Origin of the sequence: Cryobacterium sp. TMT4-10 (assembly GCF_004403275.1) — a bacterium.
Lineage (GTDB): Bacteria > Actinomycetota > Actinomycetes > Actinomycetales > Microbacteriaceae > Cryobacterium > Cryobacterium shii.
In genome coordinates, this window is the sequence record NZ_SOGU01000089.1 from 19971 (window position 1) to 36545 (window position 16575).

General features: G+C 66.5%; 14 protein-coding genes and 2 pseudogenes. 7 read left to right on the top strand and 9 right to left on the bottom strand.

The features are described from left to right. Positions 1 to 89 precede the first annotated feature (89 nt). Positions 90 to 1325, top strand: coding sequence for a beta-ketoacyl synthase (locus E3T42_RS12740; RefSeq protein ID WP_134364919.1), 1236 nt, complete (start codon positions 90 to 92; stop codon positions 1323 to 1325). A gap of 80 nt (positions 1326 to 1405) precedes the next feature. On the opposite strand, the gene E3T42_RS12745 is transcribed toward E3T42_RS12740, so the two are convergent. Further along, positions 1406 to 1927 (bottom strand): DUF3145 domain-containing protein, encoded by a 522-nt coding sequence (locus E3T42_RS12745; protein ID WP_134364920.1) that lies wholly within the window; start codon positions 1925 to 1927, stop codon positions 1406 to 1408. 262 nt (positions 1928 to 2189) lie between these two features. Between E3T42_RS12745 and E3T42_RS12750 the strand changes: the two genes are divergently transcribed. After that, positions 2190 to 2759 carry a PadR family transcriptional regulator gene (locus tag E3T42_RS12750; RefSeq protein WP_160140993.1) on the top strand — a complete coding sequence of 190 codons (570 nt, stop codon included), beginning with the start codon at positions 2190 to 2192 and terminating at the stop codon, positions 2757 to 2759. A gap of 14 nt (positions 2760 to 2773) precedes the next feature. Here E3T42_RS12750 and E3T42_RS12755 read toward each other — a convergent pair whose 3' ends face one another. Both E3T42_RS12755 and E3T42_RS12760 read right to left on the bottom strand, forming a co-directional pair. Next, positions 2774 to 4468, bottom strand: a complete 1695-nt coding sequence (locus tag E3T42_RS12755) for a bifunctional 3'-5' exonuclease/DNA polymerase (RefSeq protein WP_134403107.1) — start codon at positions 4466 to 4468, stop codon at positions 2774 to 2776. Positions 4469 to 4489: 21 nt separating this feature from the next. Further along, positions 4490 to 5185 carry a phosphoribosyltransferase gene (locus tag E3T42_RS12760; RefSeq protein ID WP_134364923.1) on the bottom strand — a complete coding sequence of 232 codons (696 nt, stop codon included), beginning with the start codon at positions 5183 to 5185 and terminating at the stop codon, positions 4490 to 4492. 110 nt (positions 5186 to 5295) lie between these two features. On the opposite strand from E3T42_RS12760, the gene E3T42_RS12765 reads away from it, so the two are divergent. Beyond that, a complete protein-coding gene (locus E3T42_RS12765) occupies positions 5296 to 6021 on the top strand; it encodes a hypothetical protein (protein WP_134364924.1) in 726 nt (241 codons plus the stop codon). A 55-nt stretch (positions 6022 to 6076) separates the two neighbouring features. Next, a complete protein-coding gene (locus tag E3T42_RS12770; protein ID WP_134403108.1) occupies positions 6077 to 6643 on the top strand; it encodes a hypothetical protein in 567 nt (188 codons plus the stop codon). Positions 6644 to 6709: 66 nt separating this feature from the next. Here E3T42_RS12770 and E3T42_RS12775 read toward each other — a convergent pair whose 3' ends face one another. Beyond that, positions 6710 to 7552: a hypothetical protein gene (locus E3T42_RS12775; RefSeq protein WP_134403109.1), complete on the bottom strand. Its 843-nt coding sequence runs from the start codon at positions 7550 to 7552 to the stop codon at positions 6710 to 6712. 586 nt (positions 7553 to 8138) lie between these two features. Then, positions 8139 to 9535 (bottom strand): IS3 family transposase gene (locus tag E3T42_RS12780; RefSeq protein ID WP_134403110.1). Its coding sequence is split into 2 segments (ribosomal slippage): positions 8139 to 9193 and positions 9193 to 9535, totalling 1398 coding nucleotides; the frame shifts between segments, so codons are not numbered across the junction. A 537-nt stretch (positions 9536 to 10072) separates the two neighbouring features. Here E3T42_RS12780 and mgtA point away from each other — a divergent pair. Further along, the gene (gene mgtA / locus E3T42_RS12785; RefSeq protein ID WP_134403111.1) at positions 10073 to 12733 is read left to right on the top strand and encodes a magnesium-translocating P-type ATPase; all 2661 of its coding nucleotides are present in this window, start codon (positions 10073 to 10075) and stop codon (positions 12731 to 12733) included. 297 nt (positions 12734 to 13030) lie between these two features. After that, positions 13031 to 13213, top strand: a complete 183-nt coding sequence (locus E3T42_RS17660; RefSeq protein WP_370262420.1) for a three-helix bundle dimerization domain-containing protein — start codon at positions 13031 to 13033, stop codon at positions 13211 to 13213. A 34-nt stretch (positions 13214 to 13247) separates the two neighbouring features. On the opposite strand, the gene E3T42_RS17665 is transcribed toward E3T42_RS17660, so the two are convergent. Next, entirely contained in the window at positions 13248 to 13442 is a 195-nt protein-coding gene (locus E3T42_RS17665) for a three-helix bundle dimerization domain-containing protein (RefSeq protein WP_134365163.1), read from the bottom strand. Here E3T42_RS17665 and E3T42_RS12795 point away from each other — a divergent pair. Continuing rightward, positions 13406 to 14742 (top strand): annotated as a pseudogene (locus E3T42_RS12795) (amino acid transporter); the annotation flags it as partial. The gene E3T42_RS17665 and the pseudogene E3T42_RS12795 sit on opposite strands and share 37 nt — an antisense overlap. On the opposite strand, the pseudogene E3T42_RS17345 reads toward E3T42_RS12795, so the two are convergent. The 3 genes and pseudogenes from E3T42_RS17345 to E3T42_RS12810 all read right to left on the bottom strand — a co-directional run. Next, positions 14741 to 14876 (bottom strand): annotated as a pseudogene (locus E3T42_RS17345) (recombinase family protein); the annotation flags it as partial. The pseudogenes E3T42_RS12795 and E3T42_RS17345 sit on opposite strands and share 2 nt — an antisense overlap. 201 nt (positions 14877 to 15077) lie before the next feature. Next, the gene (locus E3T42_RS12805) at positions 15078 to 15878 is read right to left on the bottom strand and encodes a carbon-nitrogen hydrolase family protein (protein ID WP_134365158.1); all 801 of its coding nucleotides are present in this window, start codon (positions 15876 to 15878) and stop codon (positions 15078 to 15080) included. 57 nt (positions 15879 to 15935) lie between these two features. Further along, positions 15936 to 16571: a TetR/AcrR family transcriptional regulator gene (locus E3T42_RS12810; RefSeq protein ID WP_134365157.1), complete on the bottom strand. Its 636-nt coding sequence runs from the start codon at positions 16569 to 16571 to the stop codon at positions 15936 to 15938. Positions 16572 to 16575: the final 4 nt, after the last annotated feature.

The window sequence follows — 16575 nt, forward strand, 5'->3', positions numbered from 1 at the left end:
CCATCACGGATCAGGCCGGCCGGCAACTGCCGACCGGCCTGATCTGTGTGACCTGTCCTCGTTTTTTCGTCTCACGGAGAGTTAACGTTATGACCAAAAAGATCGTTATCACCGGCATCGGTGCGACCTCCCCGCTCGGCGGCACGGCCGCCGACAGCTGGACCGCCCTGCTCGCCGGCGAATCGGGTACGAGCACGCTGGACCACGAATGGGTGGCCCGCACTCAGCTCCCCGTGACTTTCGCCGCCCAGGCCCGGGTCTCCGCGGCCGATGTGCTCGCCCGGCACGAGTCGAAGCGTCTCGATCCCTCCAGCCAGTTCGCACTGATCGCCGGCCGTGAGGCCTGGGCGGACGCCGGTTCCCCCGAGGCCGACCCCGAACGACTGGCCGTCGACTGGGCGACCGGCATCGGCGGAGTCTGGACGCTCCTCGACGCCTGGGACACCCTCCGCGAACGCGGTCCCCGCCGTGTCCTGCCGATGACCGTGCCCATGCTCATGCCCAATGGCCCCGGAGCCGCGATCGGGATGGACCTGCATGCGCGGGCCGGCATCACGACCGTCGTCTCCGCCTGTGCCTCGAGCACCGAGTCACTCGTGAACGCCTACAACCGCCTCCAGGCCGGACTCGCCGACATCGTGATCGCCGGTGGCTCCGAAGCCGCGATCCACCCGCTGCCGATCGCATCCTTCGCGGCCATGCAGGCCCTCTCCAAGCGCAACGACGACCCGGCCACGGCGTCCCGCCCCTACGACATCAGCCGGGATGGTTTCGTGCTGGGTGAAGGGGCAGCGGCCCTCGTTGTCGAAACGGAAGAGCACGCGAAGGCTCGCGGCGCCCGCATCTACGCCGAGCTCCTCGGCGGCGCCGTGACCAGCGACGCGTACCACATCACCGCTCCGGACCCCGAAGGAACGGCCGCGGCCCGCGCCATGATCACGGCAATCCGCAACGCCGGAGCAAGCCTCTCCGACGTGGTCCACATCAACGCCCACGCGACCAGCACCCCGGTCGGCGACATCGCGGAGTACAACGCACTCCGGCGTGTCTTCGGCGACCTGCTCGAGGGCATCCCGGTGTCGGCGACCAAGGCATCCACCGGTCACCTCCTCGGTGGTGCCGGCGCGATCGAGGCCCTGTTCACGGTTCTGGCCCTGTCCGAGCGCACCCTGCCGCCGACGATCAACCTGCAGAATCAGGATCCGAACATCCCGCTCGACGTGGTGACGAGTCCGCGGGCCCTTCCGGCGGGCGACCTGCTCGCCATCAGCAATTCCTTCGGGTTCGGCGGTCACAACGCCGTCGTCGCCTTCCGCTCGGCGTAACGCCGCGGCGGAAACGGTCCCCGAACGAGAACGGCCCCGCCGGGTATCCGGCCGGGGTCGTTCTCATTGTGTCCCGGGTGTCAGCCGACCTGGTGCAGCCAGACCACGGCGTTGAAATCGCTCGCGTGGCGAAACGGCTCCAGCTCGTCGTCCCACGCCTGTCCCAGGGCCAGCCGCAGCTCCCGGTGCAGTGCGAGAGCGTTGGCCCCGGCCAGCTCCATCGCGTTGCGCAGCCGGTCCTCCGGGATCACGACGTTGCCTGCGGTATCCGTCTGGGCGAAAAAGATGCCGAGGCCGGGCGTGTGCAACCATCGACCACCATCCGTGCCGAATCCCGCATCCTCGGTCACCTCGTACCGCAGGTGATCCCAGCCACGGAGGGCGGAAGCGAGCACGGCCCCGGTGCCGCGCGTACCTTCCCACTGGAATTCCGCGCGCTGGGCGCCGGGAAGAACGGGCTGGTCGCTCCAGTCGAAATTGACCGCCAGCCCCAGCGCTCGACCGACTGCCCACTCCACGTGGGGACTCAGCGCCCGCGGCGCCGAGTGCACATAAAGAACTCCCCGCGCAGTCGTCGCCTGCCGAGCCTGGGTTGCCGCCATCGTTTTTCTCCGTTCTGTGAGATGCGTCTTCCCCAACGACCTCTGAACGAAGCACTGCCGAATGATTCAATGCCTGAATGAAACAATGCAGCGGATGCGTGAATCTATCCGGCCGAGGACCCTCGGGGCCTGCAACCGATAGCTGAATTATGCCTCAGGCACCCGGGAGATGACAAGACCGGCCGCGAGACGCCGTGCACGGTCGGATATACTGAGTAAGGTTTTCAACCGATTCGGAGGTCCCGTGTCCGTACGTTGCGGCTTGCTGGCTATCCTCACGATCGGCCCGGCCTACGGTTTCCAGTTGCACGGCGAGCTGGGGTCCAGAACGGGCGGGCGCCGACACGTCAACGTCGGACAGATCTACGCGACCCTCGACCGCCTCCTGAAGCAGGGGGCCATCGAATCGGCCGGCGCCACTCCGGACGGGCTACCGCTTTACCGCAATACGGCCCTCGGTCGGAGCGAGGCCCTGGCCTGGCTGCACGACACCGACAGCGCGAGCGGCGAGGAGTGGAACGACCTGGTCGACCGGGTGCTGATCGCGTCCTCCCTCCCCCACTCGGATGCCCGGGACATCATCGCCAGTTACCGGGATCGGTGGCGATCCGGAATCGACTCCGGCGCTGTCGGCCGCGACTCGGACCCGCAGTCAGGCACCGGGCAGGATCGCCTGGCAGTGCGGGCGCAACACGCCCTGGCCTGCGCGGCGCTGTCCTGGCTCGATGAAGCCGACGCACGCCTCGGCGACGGCCCCGCGGACGCGTTCCGGCACGGGCTCAGTACCGCCCGGCCCAGACGAGGGCGCCGCCCTGCTGCTGCCCCGGTCTGACCCAACGCACCGGGTCACTTGGCCTCGGCATAACTGTCGACCGCCGCGACCGTGAGCAGGAAGTCGACCGGGAAGTCGCCGAACAGGTGACGGCCGGCCGTTGCCGCAGCGCGGCTCACGATCCGTTGGACATCGTCGGCCAGGTGCTCCGGCGTGTGCACGATGACCTCGTCGTGCAGGAAGAACACGAGGTGCGGGGACTCGGCGAAGACCGGGCCCCGCGCCTGGCCCGGTTGGAGCAGACGGAGTTCCCGCCGGATCTCAGCCATCCAGCAAAGCGCCCACTCCGCCGCGCTCCCCTGCACGATGAAATTGCGGGTGAACCGACCCCAGTCACGGGCCTGGCTGCGGGCGCGGCGTTCGTCGGCATCCGTTGCCCCGGGGTGATAGGCCTGGGCCTGGGCGGCGAGCCAGCGTTCACCGGGGCGAGGCGAGGACCGCCCGAGCCGGGTGGAGACCACGTCACCGCGCTCGCCCGCGCGGGCGGCCGTTTCGGTGAGTTCGATCGCCCGTGGGTAGGCCTTCTTCAATTGCGGGAGCAGCCGCCCGCTTTCCCCGGTGGTCGCTCCGTACATGGCGCCCAGCATGGCCACCTTGGCGTGGTCCCGGGTTTCGACCACACCGCTGGACACGATCCCGGCATAGAGGTCGGTGCCCCGGCCCGCCGTTGCCATGGCGGTGTCCCGGGAGAGCGCAGCGAGGATGCGCGGTTCCAGCTGGGCGGCATCCGCCACGACGAGTTTCCAGCCCTCATCGGCCACGACCGCACCGCGAACCTGTTTGGGCAATTGCAGGGCGCCGCCGCCCCGGGTCGCCCAGCGCCCGGTCACCACGCCGCCCGGGATGTACTCAGGGTGGAAGCGGCCCTCGACGATCCAGGTGTCCATCCAGTACCAACCGTTGGCGCTCAGCAGGCGGGCCAGCTTCTTGTAGTCGAGCAACGGAGCGATCACCGGATGTTGCAGCTTCTGCAGTTCCCAGGCGCGGGTCGACGAGACCTCCAGTCCGACCCGCAGGAGCGCGCGCATCAGGTCCGGCTGCGAATCCGGGTTCAAGTGGGGGTCGCCCAGCTCCCGGCGGATGACCTGCGCGAGTTCCTCCAGGCGTTCCGGCCGGATCCCCGGGGCGACGCGCGGGCCCAGTTCGCGGGTCAGCAGCCGATCGTGGATGTCCGTTCGCCAGGGCAGCCCCGCGAACTGCATTTCCGCCGCGATCAGCGCCCCGGCCGATTCCGCCGCCAATAGGAGGCGGAGACGGCCCGGGTCGACGGCGGCGGCGACCGCCTCCAACTGGCGCCGGAACTCCTCCGGCAAGTCGTCGTGCGAGGCGTCGTCGTCGACGATGAGGTCGAAGAGCGTCGATCCCGGCTCCGCGGCCTCGGGTTCGAAGGCCGGCGCCCGATCCCACCGGCTCGGCTCCGCCCGGGCCAGCTCGCTCGAATCGGTCGCGGCCGCCAGCCGCAGGATCGCGTGGCACAGGCGCAGGTCATGGCCGCGCTGCACCCTCACCCCGCCGGCGAGCAGCAGGGGGTAGATGCGGGACGTGTCCTCGAACACCCAGCGCGGGAAGGATGATGACTCCTGCCGGAGGGCGAACCGGGGAAATTCGTGCTCGGCGAGCCGGGTGGCCGGTTCGACGGGCCGGCCCCGGGCGTCGAGGTGCCGGACGAGGATCTCGCCGTTGGCCGTTCGACTCGCCAGAAGGTGCACCCTTCCATTCTGCCGTGCGGATCAGACGTCCCCGGTTGCCGTTTCGTCGCGCCGGGCCCAAGCCTCCCGGAGCAACTGCACGGTCTCGTCATCGGAGAGCTGGTGGAAATCCCGGTAGAACGGGCCGATCGCCCAGAAGTCCCGGGGTGTCTGCAGCACGATCATCTCGTCCGCGTACCGCAGCATGTCGGCGATGGAATCCGCGGGAGCGACCGGGACGGCGAGCACCGCCAGCCGGGCCCCCTGGCGTTTCACTGCGGAGAGCGCGGCCTTGGCGGTTGCTCCCGTCGCGAGTCCGTCGTCAACGATCACCGCCACCCGCCCGGCCGGGCTGATCTGCGGCCGGTCGCCCAGGTAACGGATGCGACGGCGCTCGATTTCCGCCAGTTCCCGGCTTCTGGCGCGGCTGAGGCCCGCCGCATCGCCCCCGGTGGCGGCGAAGACGTCCTCGTTGAGGATGGTCTGCCTGTCGACGCCGTCGACCACCGCTCCCATCGCCACCTCCGGGTAGCCCGGCGCCCCGATCTTGCGCACCAGCACGAGATCCAGCGGTGCGTGCAGGCGCCGGGCAACCTCGACCGCGACCGGGACCCCGCCCCGCGGCAGGGCGTAGACGACGGGGTCGGACAGCGCGGGGTCTGACCGGCGCAGTTCGGCCAGGCGTTCCGCGACCCGGTCTGCCAGCAGCCGGCCGGCCTCGCTCCGATCCGTGAACATCCGGCTCCCGTCCGCTCCCGGTCTGGGCTCTTCTCTGGGAGATTCTGCCGTCCGGTCCTCCGTTTGTCGAGGCCCTCGGGTCGGACGGATCAAACCCCTGCGGAGGCCCGATGCAGAACAACATGCCGCTCAAGTACCTGCAGGCCCGGCACGGAGAAGTCGCCCCCGGCTATTTGCACCCGCGCTTCGAGCCGATCCTGCGGGAGACCAGGGGCGTCGTTATTTTCCACGAACAGGTGATGCGCCTGTTCGACGAACTCACCGGCTGCGGCCTGGGAAAAGCGGATGTCTTGCAGCGTCATCTCGGCAGACCAAGGGACCTGCCCCGGATCGAGGAGTTCGTGCGGCGCCGCGCCCTCGAACGCGGCTTCCCGCCCGCCTTGATCGCCCAGGTCTGGCGGGTGCTCGCCGGCTTCGGCAGTTTCGGATTCGCCAAGGCTCACGGGGCCGCCTTCGCCCTCCCGACCTATCAGTCGGCCTGGCTGAAAACCCACTACCCGGCCGAGTTCCTGGCCGGGCTCCTCACGCACGACCCCGGCATGTGGCCGAAGGACCTGATCGTGGCCGAGGCGAGAAACCTCGGCGTTCCCGTGCTGGGTCTCGATGTGCAGACCAGCGGGCTGGAATACCGGGTGGAGGAACTCGTCGACGGGAGTCTGGGCATCCGTCTGGCCCTGCCGGAGCTGGTCGGCAGCAGCGAGGCGGAGCGGGCGCGGATTGCCCGGCACCAGCCGTTCACCTCGCTGCAGGATTTCCGGAACCGGGTGCACCCCCGCAAGCGGACCTTCGAGGCCCTCGCCCGGGTCGGCGCTCCGGGACTGTTTCGTTGGCTATGACCTCGACCGCCGGCACCAGCTCCTCGCCCACGTTCAGGGGCTGCAGGGCCGGGCGGTGCACATCGACGATGACCAGCTCGCGTTCGACGTGGACCTGCCCCTGCCCGAGTCCGGCGGCGGGGTCACCTCACTCGACCTTTACGGCCGCACCCAGTCCGATCTGGAGCTCCGAGACCTGCACCTCTCGGTCAGCAGCCATCAGATGGCGCGCTTCCACCCGCTCTTCGGGAAGCTCGGCGTGACACCGGCCGCGCAGCTCGGTTCACTCCCCGGGGGTACCGAGGTGCTGGTCGCCGGGGTGCGGCGGGCGACGAACACTCCCCCGATGCGGCGCGGACGCCGGGTCGTCTTCGTCAGCCTCGACGACGGCAGCGGGCCGGTCGCCAACGTGGTCTTCTTCCACAACGCCCAGGAGCGCGTCGGCGGGCGGGTCTTCGCGACCCACTACCTGCTCGTGCGGGGCCGAACTCGCCGCTCCGGCGCCAAAGGGGTGTCCGTCACGGGCGAGAACCCGTGGGACCTGCTCGCGGTGGCCCGGCAGTCGGAACTGCGGCCAGCCGCGGACCACGCGGCGCCGGATGTTCCCTCGAAGCCCCTGGCACATCACCGGAAGCGGGCGTAGCCGCCCCGCGGCTCACGGTCAGGCTGCTCGGGCCAGACTGTCAGCCCGGGCCGATCAGTGCCAGGGTCAGTACCAGTTGTTGGCTTCGGAGTGTGCCCACGCCGAGCACGGCGAACCGTAGCTGCCGCTGATGTAGCCGAGACCCCAGGCGATCTGGGTGGTGGCGTTGGTGGCCCAGTCGGAGCCGGTCGTGGCCATCTTGCTGCCGGGAAGTGCCTGCGGGATGCCGGTCGCCCCGCTGGGGTTGTACGCCGTGTACGACCAGCCGGACTCGCGCTCCCAGAGCTGGTTCAGGCAGGAGAACTCCGAGTCGCCCCAGCCGTAGTTCGAGGCGGCCATCGCGCGGGCGGTGGCGCGGGCGGCATCGGGCGAGTTGCCCCCGCTTGGGGACGGCGCGGGTGCCGGAGCGACCTGGCTGGCCTTCGCGGCCTCCGCAGCTGCGGCCTGCGCCGCCACGGCCCTGGCCTGCTCGGCAGCGGCAGCTGCCGCGGCCGCGGCCTCCGCCTCGGCGGATGCGGCAGCGCGGTCGACCTCGGCCACGGCCGACTGGGCCGCCGCGGTCTCTGACTTGGTTTGCAGAGTCAGCGAGATGACGGCATCCGTCTCCAGCTCCTCATAGTTTCCGAGAGAGGCCACGGAAGAAGCCAGCGGGGTGGCGTCGACCTTGTTCGCCATGGTGGCGATCACGCCGGTGGCCGCGCTGATGGTGGATTCGGCGCGGTGGTCGGCGGTCGACTTGGCGATGGCCGAGTAAACCGAGAGCTGACCGTGGCGAACGCCCGTGCTCTCGGAGAGCACCCGCGTTTCCGCGATACTCTCGGCGCTGGCCGCCGAGGACTGGGCGACGGCCGTGGTGCCGACCCCCGCCACGAGCCCGGCGATGCCGAGGACGGAGCCGGCGACGATCAAACGGGTTCTGGTTCGGGTGCGCTTTCGAGCTGTGGAGATTTCCCTGCGGCGGGACTGGGGGTGGAGCGGGGGGAGGGTAAGCATGACTTCCTGCGATGCGCCCGGGGCAGGGGGTGCACCCGCCGCATCTGGATCAGTGGAACCGCGACCGTGTACAGCCGGGCGAACGAAGGTGCAAGCATGTCGGGGATTTCTGGATGAAACCTCATTTTTACCTGTCAAACCCCTGCACGGGGCGCTTATCAGAGTGGCGCCCAGAGAGCGGATTCACCCCGTTGAGGTACCCATTGGCGCGTCGAAACTGACCATGCCAGTCCGGCCGACCCTACGTCTATTTACTCGCTGACCCCAACTTGTACTGGAGAAACGTTGGGTTCCGGCCGGCATATGCCCGGGCGTCGATGAATGCGGGCCCTGAGATCCTTACACCGGTTTGCGCTTCTTAGCTAGGACTTGACTGAGACTTTCACGGAACCTGTATTTCTGACGCTTACGACCCGGCGCGATGAACGCAGACGCCCCTCAAGAGGTTGATCTGGTGGCCGCCGTCCCGGAATTTGTCAAGGTGAATGAGGCCAGCGTGAGTTTAGGCGGCTAGTTTTGCTTCCTGTTCCTTCTCTTCTTGCTCGGCTGGTTTGTTGATCCAGGTGGTGCCGGGCAGGGCGAGGATCTTCGGGTCGGCCGTGGTGCCGAATCGTTCCGGGTTCTGGGCGCGTGCGGCGGCCAAGGTCGCTGACCGGTCGATGGCCTTGCCGGCCGCGAGGCCGTAGTGGACGTCCGCGGGGGTATTCAGCCCGATCCCAGAATGGCGATGGGTGTGGTTGTAACCCTCGACGAAGTCGGCCATGAACACCCGCGCCTCGCCCACGGAGCCGAAGCGTTCAGGAAACACCGGGGCGAACTTCAAGGTCTTGAACCATGCCTCGGAGAACGGGTTGTCGTTGCTCACCCGGGGGCGGGAGTGCGACTTGGTGACCTCCAGGTCCGACAACATCGTCGCGACGGTCTTCGACGTCATCGACGTGCCCCGGTCCGCGTGGACGACGTGCGGGACGCCGTGGATGCCGAAGATTTCCCTCATCATCTCCACCGCCAACTCGCCGGACTCCGACGCGTGGACGTGGGCGCCGACGATGTACCGGGAGTAAATGTCGATCATCACGTAGCAGTCGAAGTACGTGCCCTTGATCGGTCCGGCCAGTTTCGTGATGTACCACGAGTAGACCTGCCCCGGGCCGGTCGCGACCAGTTCCGGGATCGCCCGGGACGGGTGGCGGGCCAGGCGGCGGCGTCCCTTGACCTGTTTGTTCTCGGCCAAAATTCGGTAGATCGTTGAGATCGACGCCAAATAGACGCCCTGATCGAGCAGCTGCGCGTAGATCTGGATCGGCGGCAAATCAACGTAGCCGGGCGAGTTCACCACCGCCAGAATCCTGGCCCGCTCGAGGCTGTTGAGCTTGTTCGCCGGCACCACCGGGGGCGCCGGGACAGGCAGCGGGAGGGACGGTTTCCGGGTCGCCGTCGCCCGGGAGATCCCGGTCAGCCGTGCCGCGATCCGGGTCGAAACGCCAGCAATGGTCAGCTGTCGGTAGGCGGCCATCAGGAGTCGGTGTGCGGTTTGTCGTCCCGCGAGCTCTTGGACAACTGCTCCAAGAGCTCGTGCGCTTTTCCCATGATGGTTAAGGCCACCTCCGTGGTCGCGAGGCGCTGCTCGGCCTTGCCAAGCTGGCGACGCAGTCTCGCGATCTCGGCCTGTTCCGGCGTCAACCGGCCAATCTTCTCGCCCGGTTTCTTGCCCGCCAGGAGTTTGCGCCACTCGGTGATCTGCGAGGAGTGGATCCCCTGCTCCCGAAGGTAGGCGCCGCCCGTGTTGTTTTGGATGGCGGCCTCGTAGGCGGCCAGGTGCTCGAGTTTCTGCGCCGGGGTGAACGAGCGCCTCGGCGTCGGACCTCCGGATCTGGGTCCGGGACTGCTGGTATTCATTGGACTATCGTCGCGCACGGCGATCAAAGATGGGCTGGGCATGGTGGATCGGTTCCTGGTTCTCGCCCTACGTCATGCGGCGGACTTGCTGTTAGCTGCTGGCCTCACCCAACCCTGACACGTAGGGTCCACGAGTATGAGACCCATGATGCACCCCACGAGCGCGAGGAGGAGCAAGTGAGGGGTCACGTCCCGCTGAGTGGTGGAGTTTCTCGACACAGTGCGGGACCGACGGTTTCCGACGGCGCAAGTGAACGCCTCGACCGAAGCGTCTAGACCTTTCCTGATCTCGATCTGACCGGGAGTCCCCTGCAATTTCTGAGACGAATCTAGCGGAATACCTTGACCCACCTAACCGGCCTCGACGCAATGAACGGTGCATTGGGCAGCCCGGGCTGTGTCAGCACGGTCGCCCGGTATTTGTCGCAGGAAGCAATCCTTATCGCGCCTCAAACCGACCTGGACACTTGCCGCGTTGCAGAAGATGAGCCAGTCTGGCCGCGGGGTCCATTCAACGGCTCCGGCGGAGGCGTTCAGATGCCAGACCCGGCAGTGCAGGAGGCTCTGGCCCGGTTCGCCAGCCGCCCACCGGAGCAGGTGCTGGCCGACCTGGGGTCGTCCCCGGACGGCCTGAGCGACGACGAAGCGACTCGAAGATTGACGGAGTTCGGCCCCAACGCCGTGCGCACCCACGCAGCCCGGGCGTGGCCGGTGCTCGTGAGGCAACTGCGCAGCCCCATCCTGATCCTGTTGTTCCTGACCGCCGCCCTCTCGCTCTTCCTCGGCGATGTCACGAACTCGATCGTCATCGCCGTCATCCTGGTGGCGAGCGTGGGGCTTGGGTTCGTTAACGAGTTCCGGGCCGAGCAGGCCGTGGAATCCTTGCACTCCCGGGTGTCGCGGCGCGCCGTCGTGGTGCGGGACGGTGCCGCTCGGCAGATTGACGTGGTGGAGCTGGTCGCCGGTGACGTGGTGCATCTCGGGCTGGGTTCGATCGTGCCGGCGGACATCCGTGTACTGCGGAGTGAGGATCTACTCTGCGACGAGAGCATTCTCACCGGGGAGTCGCTGCCGGTCGAGAAGAACCCGACCCCAGTGCCGGCAGATGCCGCTCCCGGCGACCTGGCCTCCTGCGTGCTCATGGGCACCGTGATTCAGACTGGCAGCTGCATGGGCGTCGTCGTGGCCACGGGCGGACGCGCCGAATTCGGGCGGATCGCCCTGGGGCTCGGGGAAACGCAGCCCCAGACTGAATTCCAGCTCGGGCTGAAGCGCTTCTCGTTCCTCCTCGTGCGCGTGGCCGTGGTGCTGACGAGCCTGATCTTCCTAGCCAACTTGGTGCTCCAGCGCCCGCTGCTCGAGTCACTGCTGTTCTCTCTCGCCATCGCGGTGGGGATCACCCCGCAGCTTCTCCCCGCCGTGGTCAGCACGAGTCTGGCCACAGGTGCGCGACGTCTGGCCCAGCGCCGGGTCCTCGTGAAGCGGCTGGTCTGCATTGAGGATCTGGGCGACATGGATGTTCTGGTCACGGACAAGACCGGCACCCTGACCGAGGGGCGCATCCGGTTCACCGGCACCATGTCGGTTCGTCCCGAGGTCTCTGATGAGGAAGTAGCCGTGCTTGGGCTGGTTGCGACCGAGGCGGACTTCACCGGCGGCAAGGTCTCCACGGTGGGCCAGAATCCGCTGGACGCGGCCCTCTGGCAGTCCCCCGCCGCCGCGGCGTTCGAGCCATCGCGCTACGCGCACCTCGACGTGACTCCGTTCGACCACCACCGGCGGATGACCAGCGTGCTGGTCCGGGACGGCGAGGGAACGGTCAGCCTGGTAGCCAAGGGTGCGCCGGAAGACCTGCTGCGTATCTGCATCGGCACCTCCGACGCGGCCCTCGCACTGCTTGCCGAGCAGTTCGACTCCGGTGCCCGAGTCATCGCCGTGGCCAGCCGCCCGGCCGTGGGCCAGAAACGGATCAGCATCGCCGATGAGCACGACCTGGTTCTGGCCGGGTTCCTTCTTTTCGCCGACGAGCAGAAGGCGAATGCCCGCGAGTCCCTGGATCGGCTCGAGGCGCTGGGAATCACGGTGAAAGTTGCGACGGGCGACAATGCCCGGGTCACTGAGCGGGCCTGCGCCGACCTCGGCGTGATCTCCGGTGGAACCCTGACTGGGGTGCAGATCAATGGGCTCTCCGACGCGGAGCTCGGTCCGGCCGCCGAGCAGGCGACCATCTTCGCCCGGGTCTCGCCCGAGCAGAAGGCGCGGGTGATCCGGATGTTGCGCGCCAACGGGAGGGCGGTCGGGTTCTTGGGTGACGGGGTCAACGATGCGCTGGCGCTGCACGACGCCGATGTGGGTATCTCGGTGGACAGCGCGACCGACGTCGCCAAGGACGCGGCCGACATCGTGCTCCTGGAGAAGGACCTGGGCGTGCTGGCGGATGGAGTCGTCGAGGGACGACGGACCTTTGCCAACACCATCAAGTACGTGCTCATGGGCACGTCCAGCAACTTTGGGAACATGTTCAGCGCCGCCGTGGCATCCGTATTCTTGAGTTTCCTGCCGATGCTGCCGGGACAGATCCTGCTCAACAATCTGCTCTACGACGCGGGCCAGCTCGCCATCCCCAGCGACCGTGTAGACGAGGAGCAGGTTCGGGCGCCGGCGCACTGGAACATCGGGTTCATCCGCCGCTTCATGCTGCTCTTCGGCGGCATCAGCTCACTCTTCGACTTCGCCACCTTCGCCCTGATGCTTCTGGTGTTCAACGCGGGACCCGGCGAGTTCCGGTCGGGCTGGTTCATTGAATCGATCGCCACCCAGACGCTGATCATTTTCTCGATCCGAACCCGACGAGTACCGTTTCTGCGCAGCCGGCCGTCGACGGGGCTCACTGTGGCAGCGTTCGGAGTGGTGGCCATCGGCGCGTATCTGCCGTTCTCAGCGCTCGGGCCCCTGCTCGGCTTCGCACCGCTCCCGGCACCCTTCTTCCTGGCACTTGCCGGTCTGATCGTGGTCTACCTGCTGCTGGTGGAATTCGCCAAACTGTTCTTCTACGCCCGGGTGGCCGCGCCGCCTGTGCCAGAGCGCCGGAGAGCACCCAGCCACCGGATCGGCCGGCGAGCGGCCGCCTTCAGCGTGGGGCACTCCGGAGCAAGCGGCTTCCGGCCCGCTAGCTCCGGCCCTCGTTCGCGAGCGTGATGGCGGCCACATGCGGAATCAGGATCTAGGCCGCGGGACGGAACTTCACGCGAGAGCTCGCCGTCGAACCGCTGGATTTCGAGGTCGGCAATATCGTTCTCGGGTCCCGCGATGAGGGATGCGCCCACATCGACTACGTCGTCGAGGTCGATTCGGCGTGACGAACGGTGTCGACAAAGTGCGGAGCACGCAAATCGGTCTACGGGGGCGTTTGGCATGGTCTTTGGCGATGAACCGGCTTTGCGACAGACTCAGCTTGTGACCCCAATTGAGCAAGACCCCACTACGGTGGGTCCAATGGTTGACCGGCTCTCGCAACATTTCCCGGGTACGCCCCGAGATCACATCACTGAGACCGTCCGCGAGGGATATCGTGCTCTCTCGGAAAACCCTATTCGTGCCTACGTACCCAATTTAGTTGAGCATGCTGCACGCACCCGTCTGAGGCGCGAGGCGCGAAACGACAGCACCGCTGCCTGACCGCTCGTCACGCGCGCATCGTTCACCTCTAGGCCTATGACGTTTTTGTTGCGTCGTGAAGGCGCAGCCGTCCTTTGGCCCTGTGTTCAACCAGCACGGGCACGTATTCTCGGATCGGACGTCCATCCAAAGCCTTGTGCTCTTCAAGGACCGCCCGCCCGAAGCTGGGCCGCGGACTATGAGGGAATCTCTCGACGAGGCGGTCGACTACCTTCGCAACGGCCTTCAGGCTTCGCCGCCACGGACTTCATGATCACCATCACCCTGTCCGCGGCAGACGCCGCGGCGCACGCTATCGAGAATCCGTTCGCCCCGTCCTGGATGCAGGGCCAGGAGGTGCTGGTCACACTCTTCCTCGTCGCGCTCCTCAGCATCGTCTTCCTCCTCGGCTTCAAAGAGGCCATCGGTATCGCAGTTGTGCTCGTCGCGATCTATCTGCTCCTCAACCTGGTGGTGATCGTGGTGGCCATCGGTCATGTCGCCGAACACGCGACTTGATTACTGATTGGTGGGCGGCACTCACCGAGCAACACGCAAACCCGCTCGTCATGGTGGGCATCGCCCTGCTGGTTTTCCCCAAGCTAGCCCTGGGCCTGTCCGGATTCGAGACCGAGGTCGCCGTGATGCCGCAAGTGACCGGGGACGCGACCGATACCGAGGATGACCCCGCGGGCCGGATCCGCGGCACCAAGCGACTCCTGACCACGGCGGCTCTGATCATGAGTGGCTTCCTGATCACGTCCAGTCTCGTCACGACCCTGCTGATTCCACAGAAGGACTTCCAGCCCGGCGGCCCGGCCAACGGTCGCGCCCTTGCGTATCTCGCTCACGAGTACCTCGGTCCGTTTTTCGGGTCCGTCTACGACCCCAGCACCATCTGCATCCTGTGGTTCGCCGGTGCGTCAGCGATGGCCGGTCTGCTCAATCTCGTGCCGCGATATCTGCCGCGGTACGGCATGGCGCCGCAGTGGGCGCCGGCCGTTCGACCGCTTGTGCTCGTCTTCACCGCGATTGCCTTCCTCATCACTGTCGCCTTCCAGGCGAGCGTCGACGCCCAGGGCGGCGCGTACGCCACCGGAGTGCTCGTGCTGATGACCTCGGCCGCCGTCGCGGTGACCCTCTCCGCCCGGCGCAAGGGACAACGCTGGAGCGCAGTCGGGTTCGGCATCACGGCGCTGATCCTTATCTACACGACGATCGCCAACGTCATCGAACGCCCGGACAGCGTGCGGATCGCTGCGCTCTTCATCCTCGCCATCATGACCACGTCGATCCTCTCCCGGGTGCGACGCTCTTTCGAGCTGCGGGCGACCTCCGTAGTGTTGGATTCCCACGCGCTCGACTTTGTGACATCAGATGCTGAGGACTACGACGTCATCCGTATCATTTCCCACGAACCCGACGAAGACACCGAGGCCGAGTACCGGGTCAAGAGCCGTGACGAGCGACGGTTCGGTAACATCCCGCCAGGTTCACCGATCATCTTCCTGGAGGTGCATCCCTCGGACTCCTGTGCGCTCAGAGAGGAGGGCCGCTCGAACTCGGCGAGAGCTGCGAAGATCCCGGGGACCTTGCCGGATGCGATCGTGGTGTCGATCGCTGCGCCCTCTCCGGTGAGCAGCTTGGGACCGGTGCCCCGGTCGGTGAGGTCATGCACGGTGTTCGCGCCTGGCGTTCAAACGATAATACGCAATGGGGCAATACCTGGAATCTCGGAGATGAGCGAGCGGGATGCGCTCGAGCTCACAAACCGGTGTTGAATAAACGTGCGCGCATCAAGTCCCCAGACCCAGACGGTGGGCCGCTCTAGACTCTTTGGAGAATGCAGCCAATAGTTCTCTCAGTCCGTCTGGTGCGACAGGGATCAAACGGTTTGGGCTGACGCCGACGGGTCGTAGAGGTCTGGTCTACGGTCGTTTAGATACGGGTTTCGGAGGCGAGCTTGGTCGACGATTTCTGTATCGATGACCGCGGTCAGTATCCGTGTGCCGTGCACGATCGAGTCGAGCACCCTCGCATAGGGGTCCACAATCGAGCTGCGACCGACGTAGGCGAGGTCGCCTTCCTCTCCGTCATGGTTGACGTAGGCCATGTAGATCTGGTTTTCCCAGGCGCGCACTGGAATGAGCTGCTCTGCGATGAATTTGAACGGCGTCATCTGCGCGGTCGCAACAATGACCGCATGAGCTCCCGCCAACGCCGCGGCGCGAACGGTCTCGGGGAACTCAACGTCGTAGCAAATGAGCATGGCTAGACGAACACCTCGATAGTCCACAGTGGATACGAGCTGCTCGCCGCGGGTGAAGAGCTCCCGGTCGAGGCTGCCGAACAGGTGCGTCTTGCGGTAATGACCGAGCACCGCGCCGCCCTCGTCCAGGAAGACAACTGAGTTGTAGAGGCGATCCTCCTCGTACTCTGGCAGCCCCACGATCATCGCGAGACCCTCCTCCCGCGCGATCTCTTGCACCTTGATGAGCAGATCCAACTTGGCCAAATCGAACAGCTTGTCGCCGAGGTTGTATCCAGTGAGGAAGAGTTCGGGGGTGATCAGGAGCTCTCCCCCACCCGCCTTCGTTGTTCTCGCCGCTGCCCTCAGTTCTCCGAGATTGGAGGCGACGTTCCCTGGGGAACCCGCGGTCTGCAATCCAGCGATGGAGAGTTTCATGTCTACCTTTCGGTGTGAGCTATATGCACGCATGGACTAGTTACCGTGTGGTCATTTTCATGTTTGGCCCGGAGGCCCGGAGCTGGATCGCTCGGCGGCAAGACGTACGCGCAGACCCTCGACAAGCGCTTCCATCCCCAGCACGAACGCCGCCCGGGCCCCCGCACGGTCTCGGTGTCCTGGCTCGAGTGATCGACGGAGGGCCTCGAGTTCTAACGGAACAGCATCCAGTGACAGCAACGAACTCGGTGCGATCGCGTCGAGCGCGGAACCGAGCACGAGTGCCTCAATCGTCCGCATGACAGCGACCGCGTCACCGTCGGCCCAACCGCCGCGCACAAGGGCGCTCACCACGATGTCGTACATGCGCAACGTGGAAGGATCGGTGATGGGCGTGGTGGCCAAGAGGCGAATGCAGCTCGGTCGCGCCGCAAAGGCAGACAGGTAGGACTCAGCCCAGACAATGACGGCATCGTCCCAACCTTTGACTGCGAAGACGGAGGTGTCGATTTCCTCGACGACGAGTGCCCGCATCCCTTCGATCAGATCATCCCGACCGGAGATGTGATTGTAGAGCGACGATGGCCGTCGATCCAGGTTCGCTGCGAGGCTGCGCATTGTGAGCCGTTCGGCGCCCTGCTTCTCCGCGAGTTCGAGCGCGGCAATCACAATCTGTCGTTTCGACAGCGACACAGAG

Bases quoted from the DNA above. Each gene is read 5' to 3' on its own strand.
- E3T42_RS12740 (WP_134364919.1), top strand. From the start codon at position 90: ATGACCAAAAAGATCGTTATCACCGGCATCGGTGCGACCTCCCCGCTC.
- E3T42_RS12745 (WP_134364920.1), bottom strand. From the start codon at position 1,927: ATGGCGGCAACCCAGGCTCGGCAGGCGACGACTGCGCGGGGAGTTCTT.
- E3T42_RS12760 (WP_134364923.1), bottom strand. From the start codon at position 5,185: ATGTTCACGGATCGGAGCGAGGCCGGCCGGCTGCTGGCAGACCGGGTC.
- E3T42_RS12765 (WP_134364924.1), top strand. From the start codon at position 5,296: ATGCAGAACAACATGCCGCTCAAGTACCTGCAGGCCCGGCACGGAGAA.
- mgtA (WP_134403111.1), top strand. From the start codon at position 10,073: ATGCCAGACCCGGCAGTGCAGGAGGCTCTGGCCCGGTTCGCCAGCCGC.
- E3T42_RS17660 (WP_370262420.1), top strand. From the start codon at position 13,031: ATGGTTGACCGGCTCTCGCAACATTTCCCGGGTACGCCCCGAGATCAC.
- E3T42_RS12805 (WP_134365158.1), bottom strand. From the start codon at position 15,878: ATGAAACTCTCCATCGCTGGATTGCAGACCGCGGGTTCCCCAGGGAAC.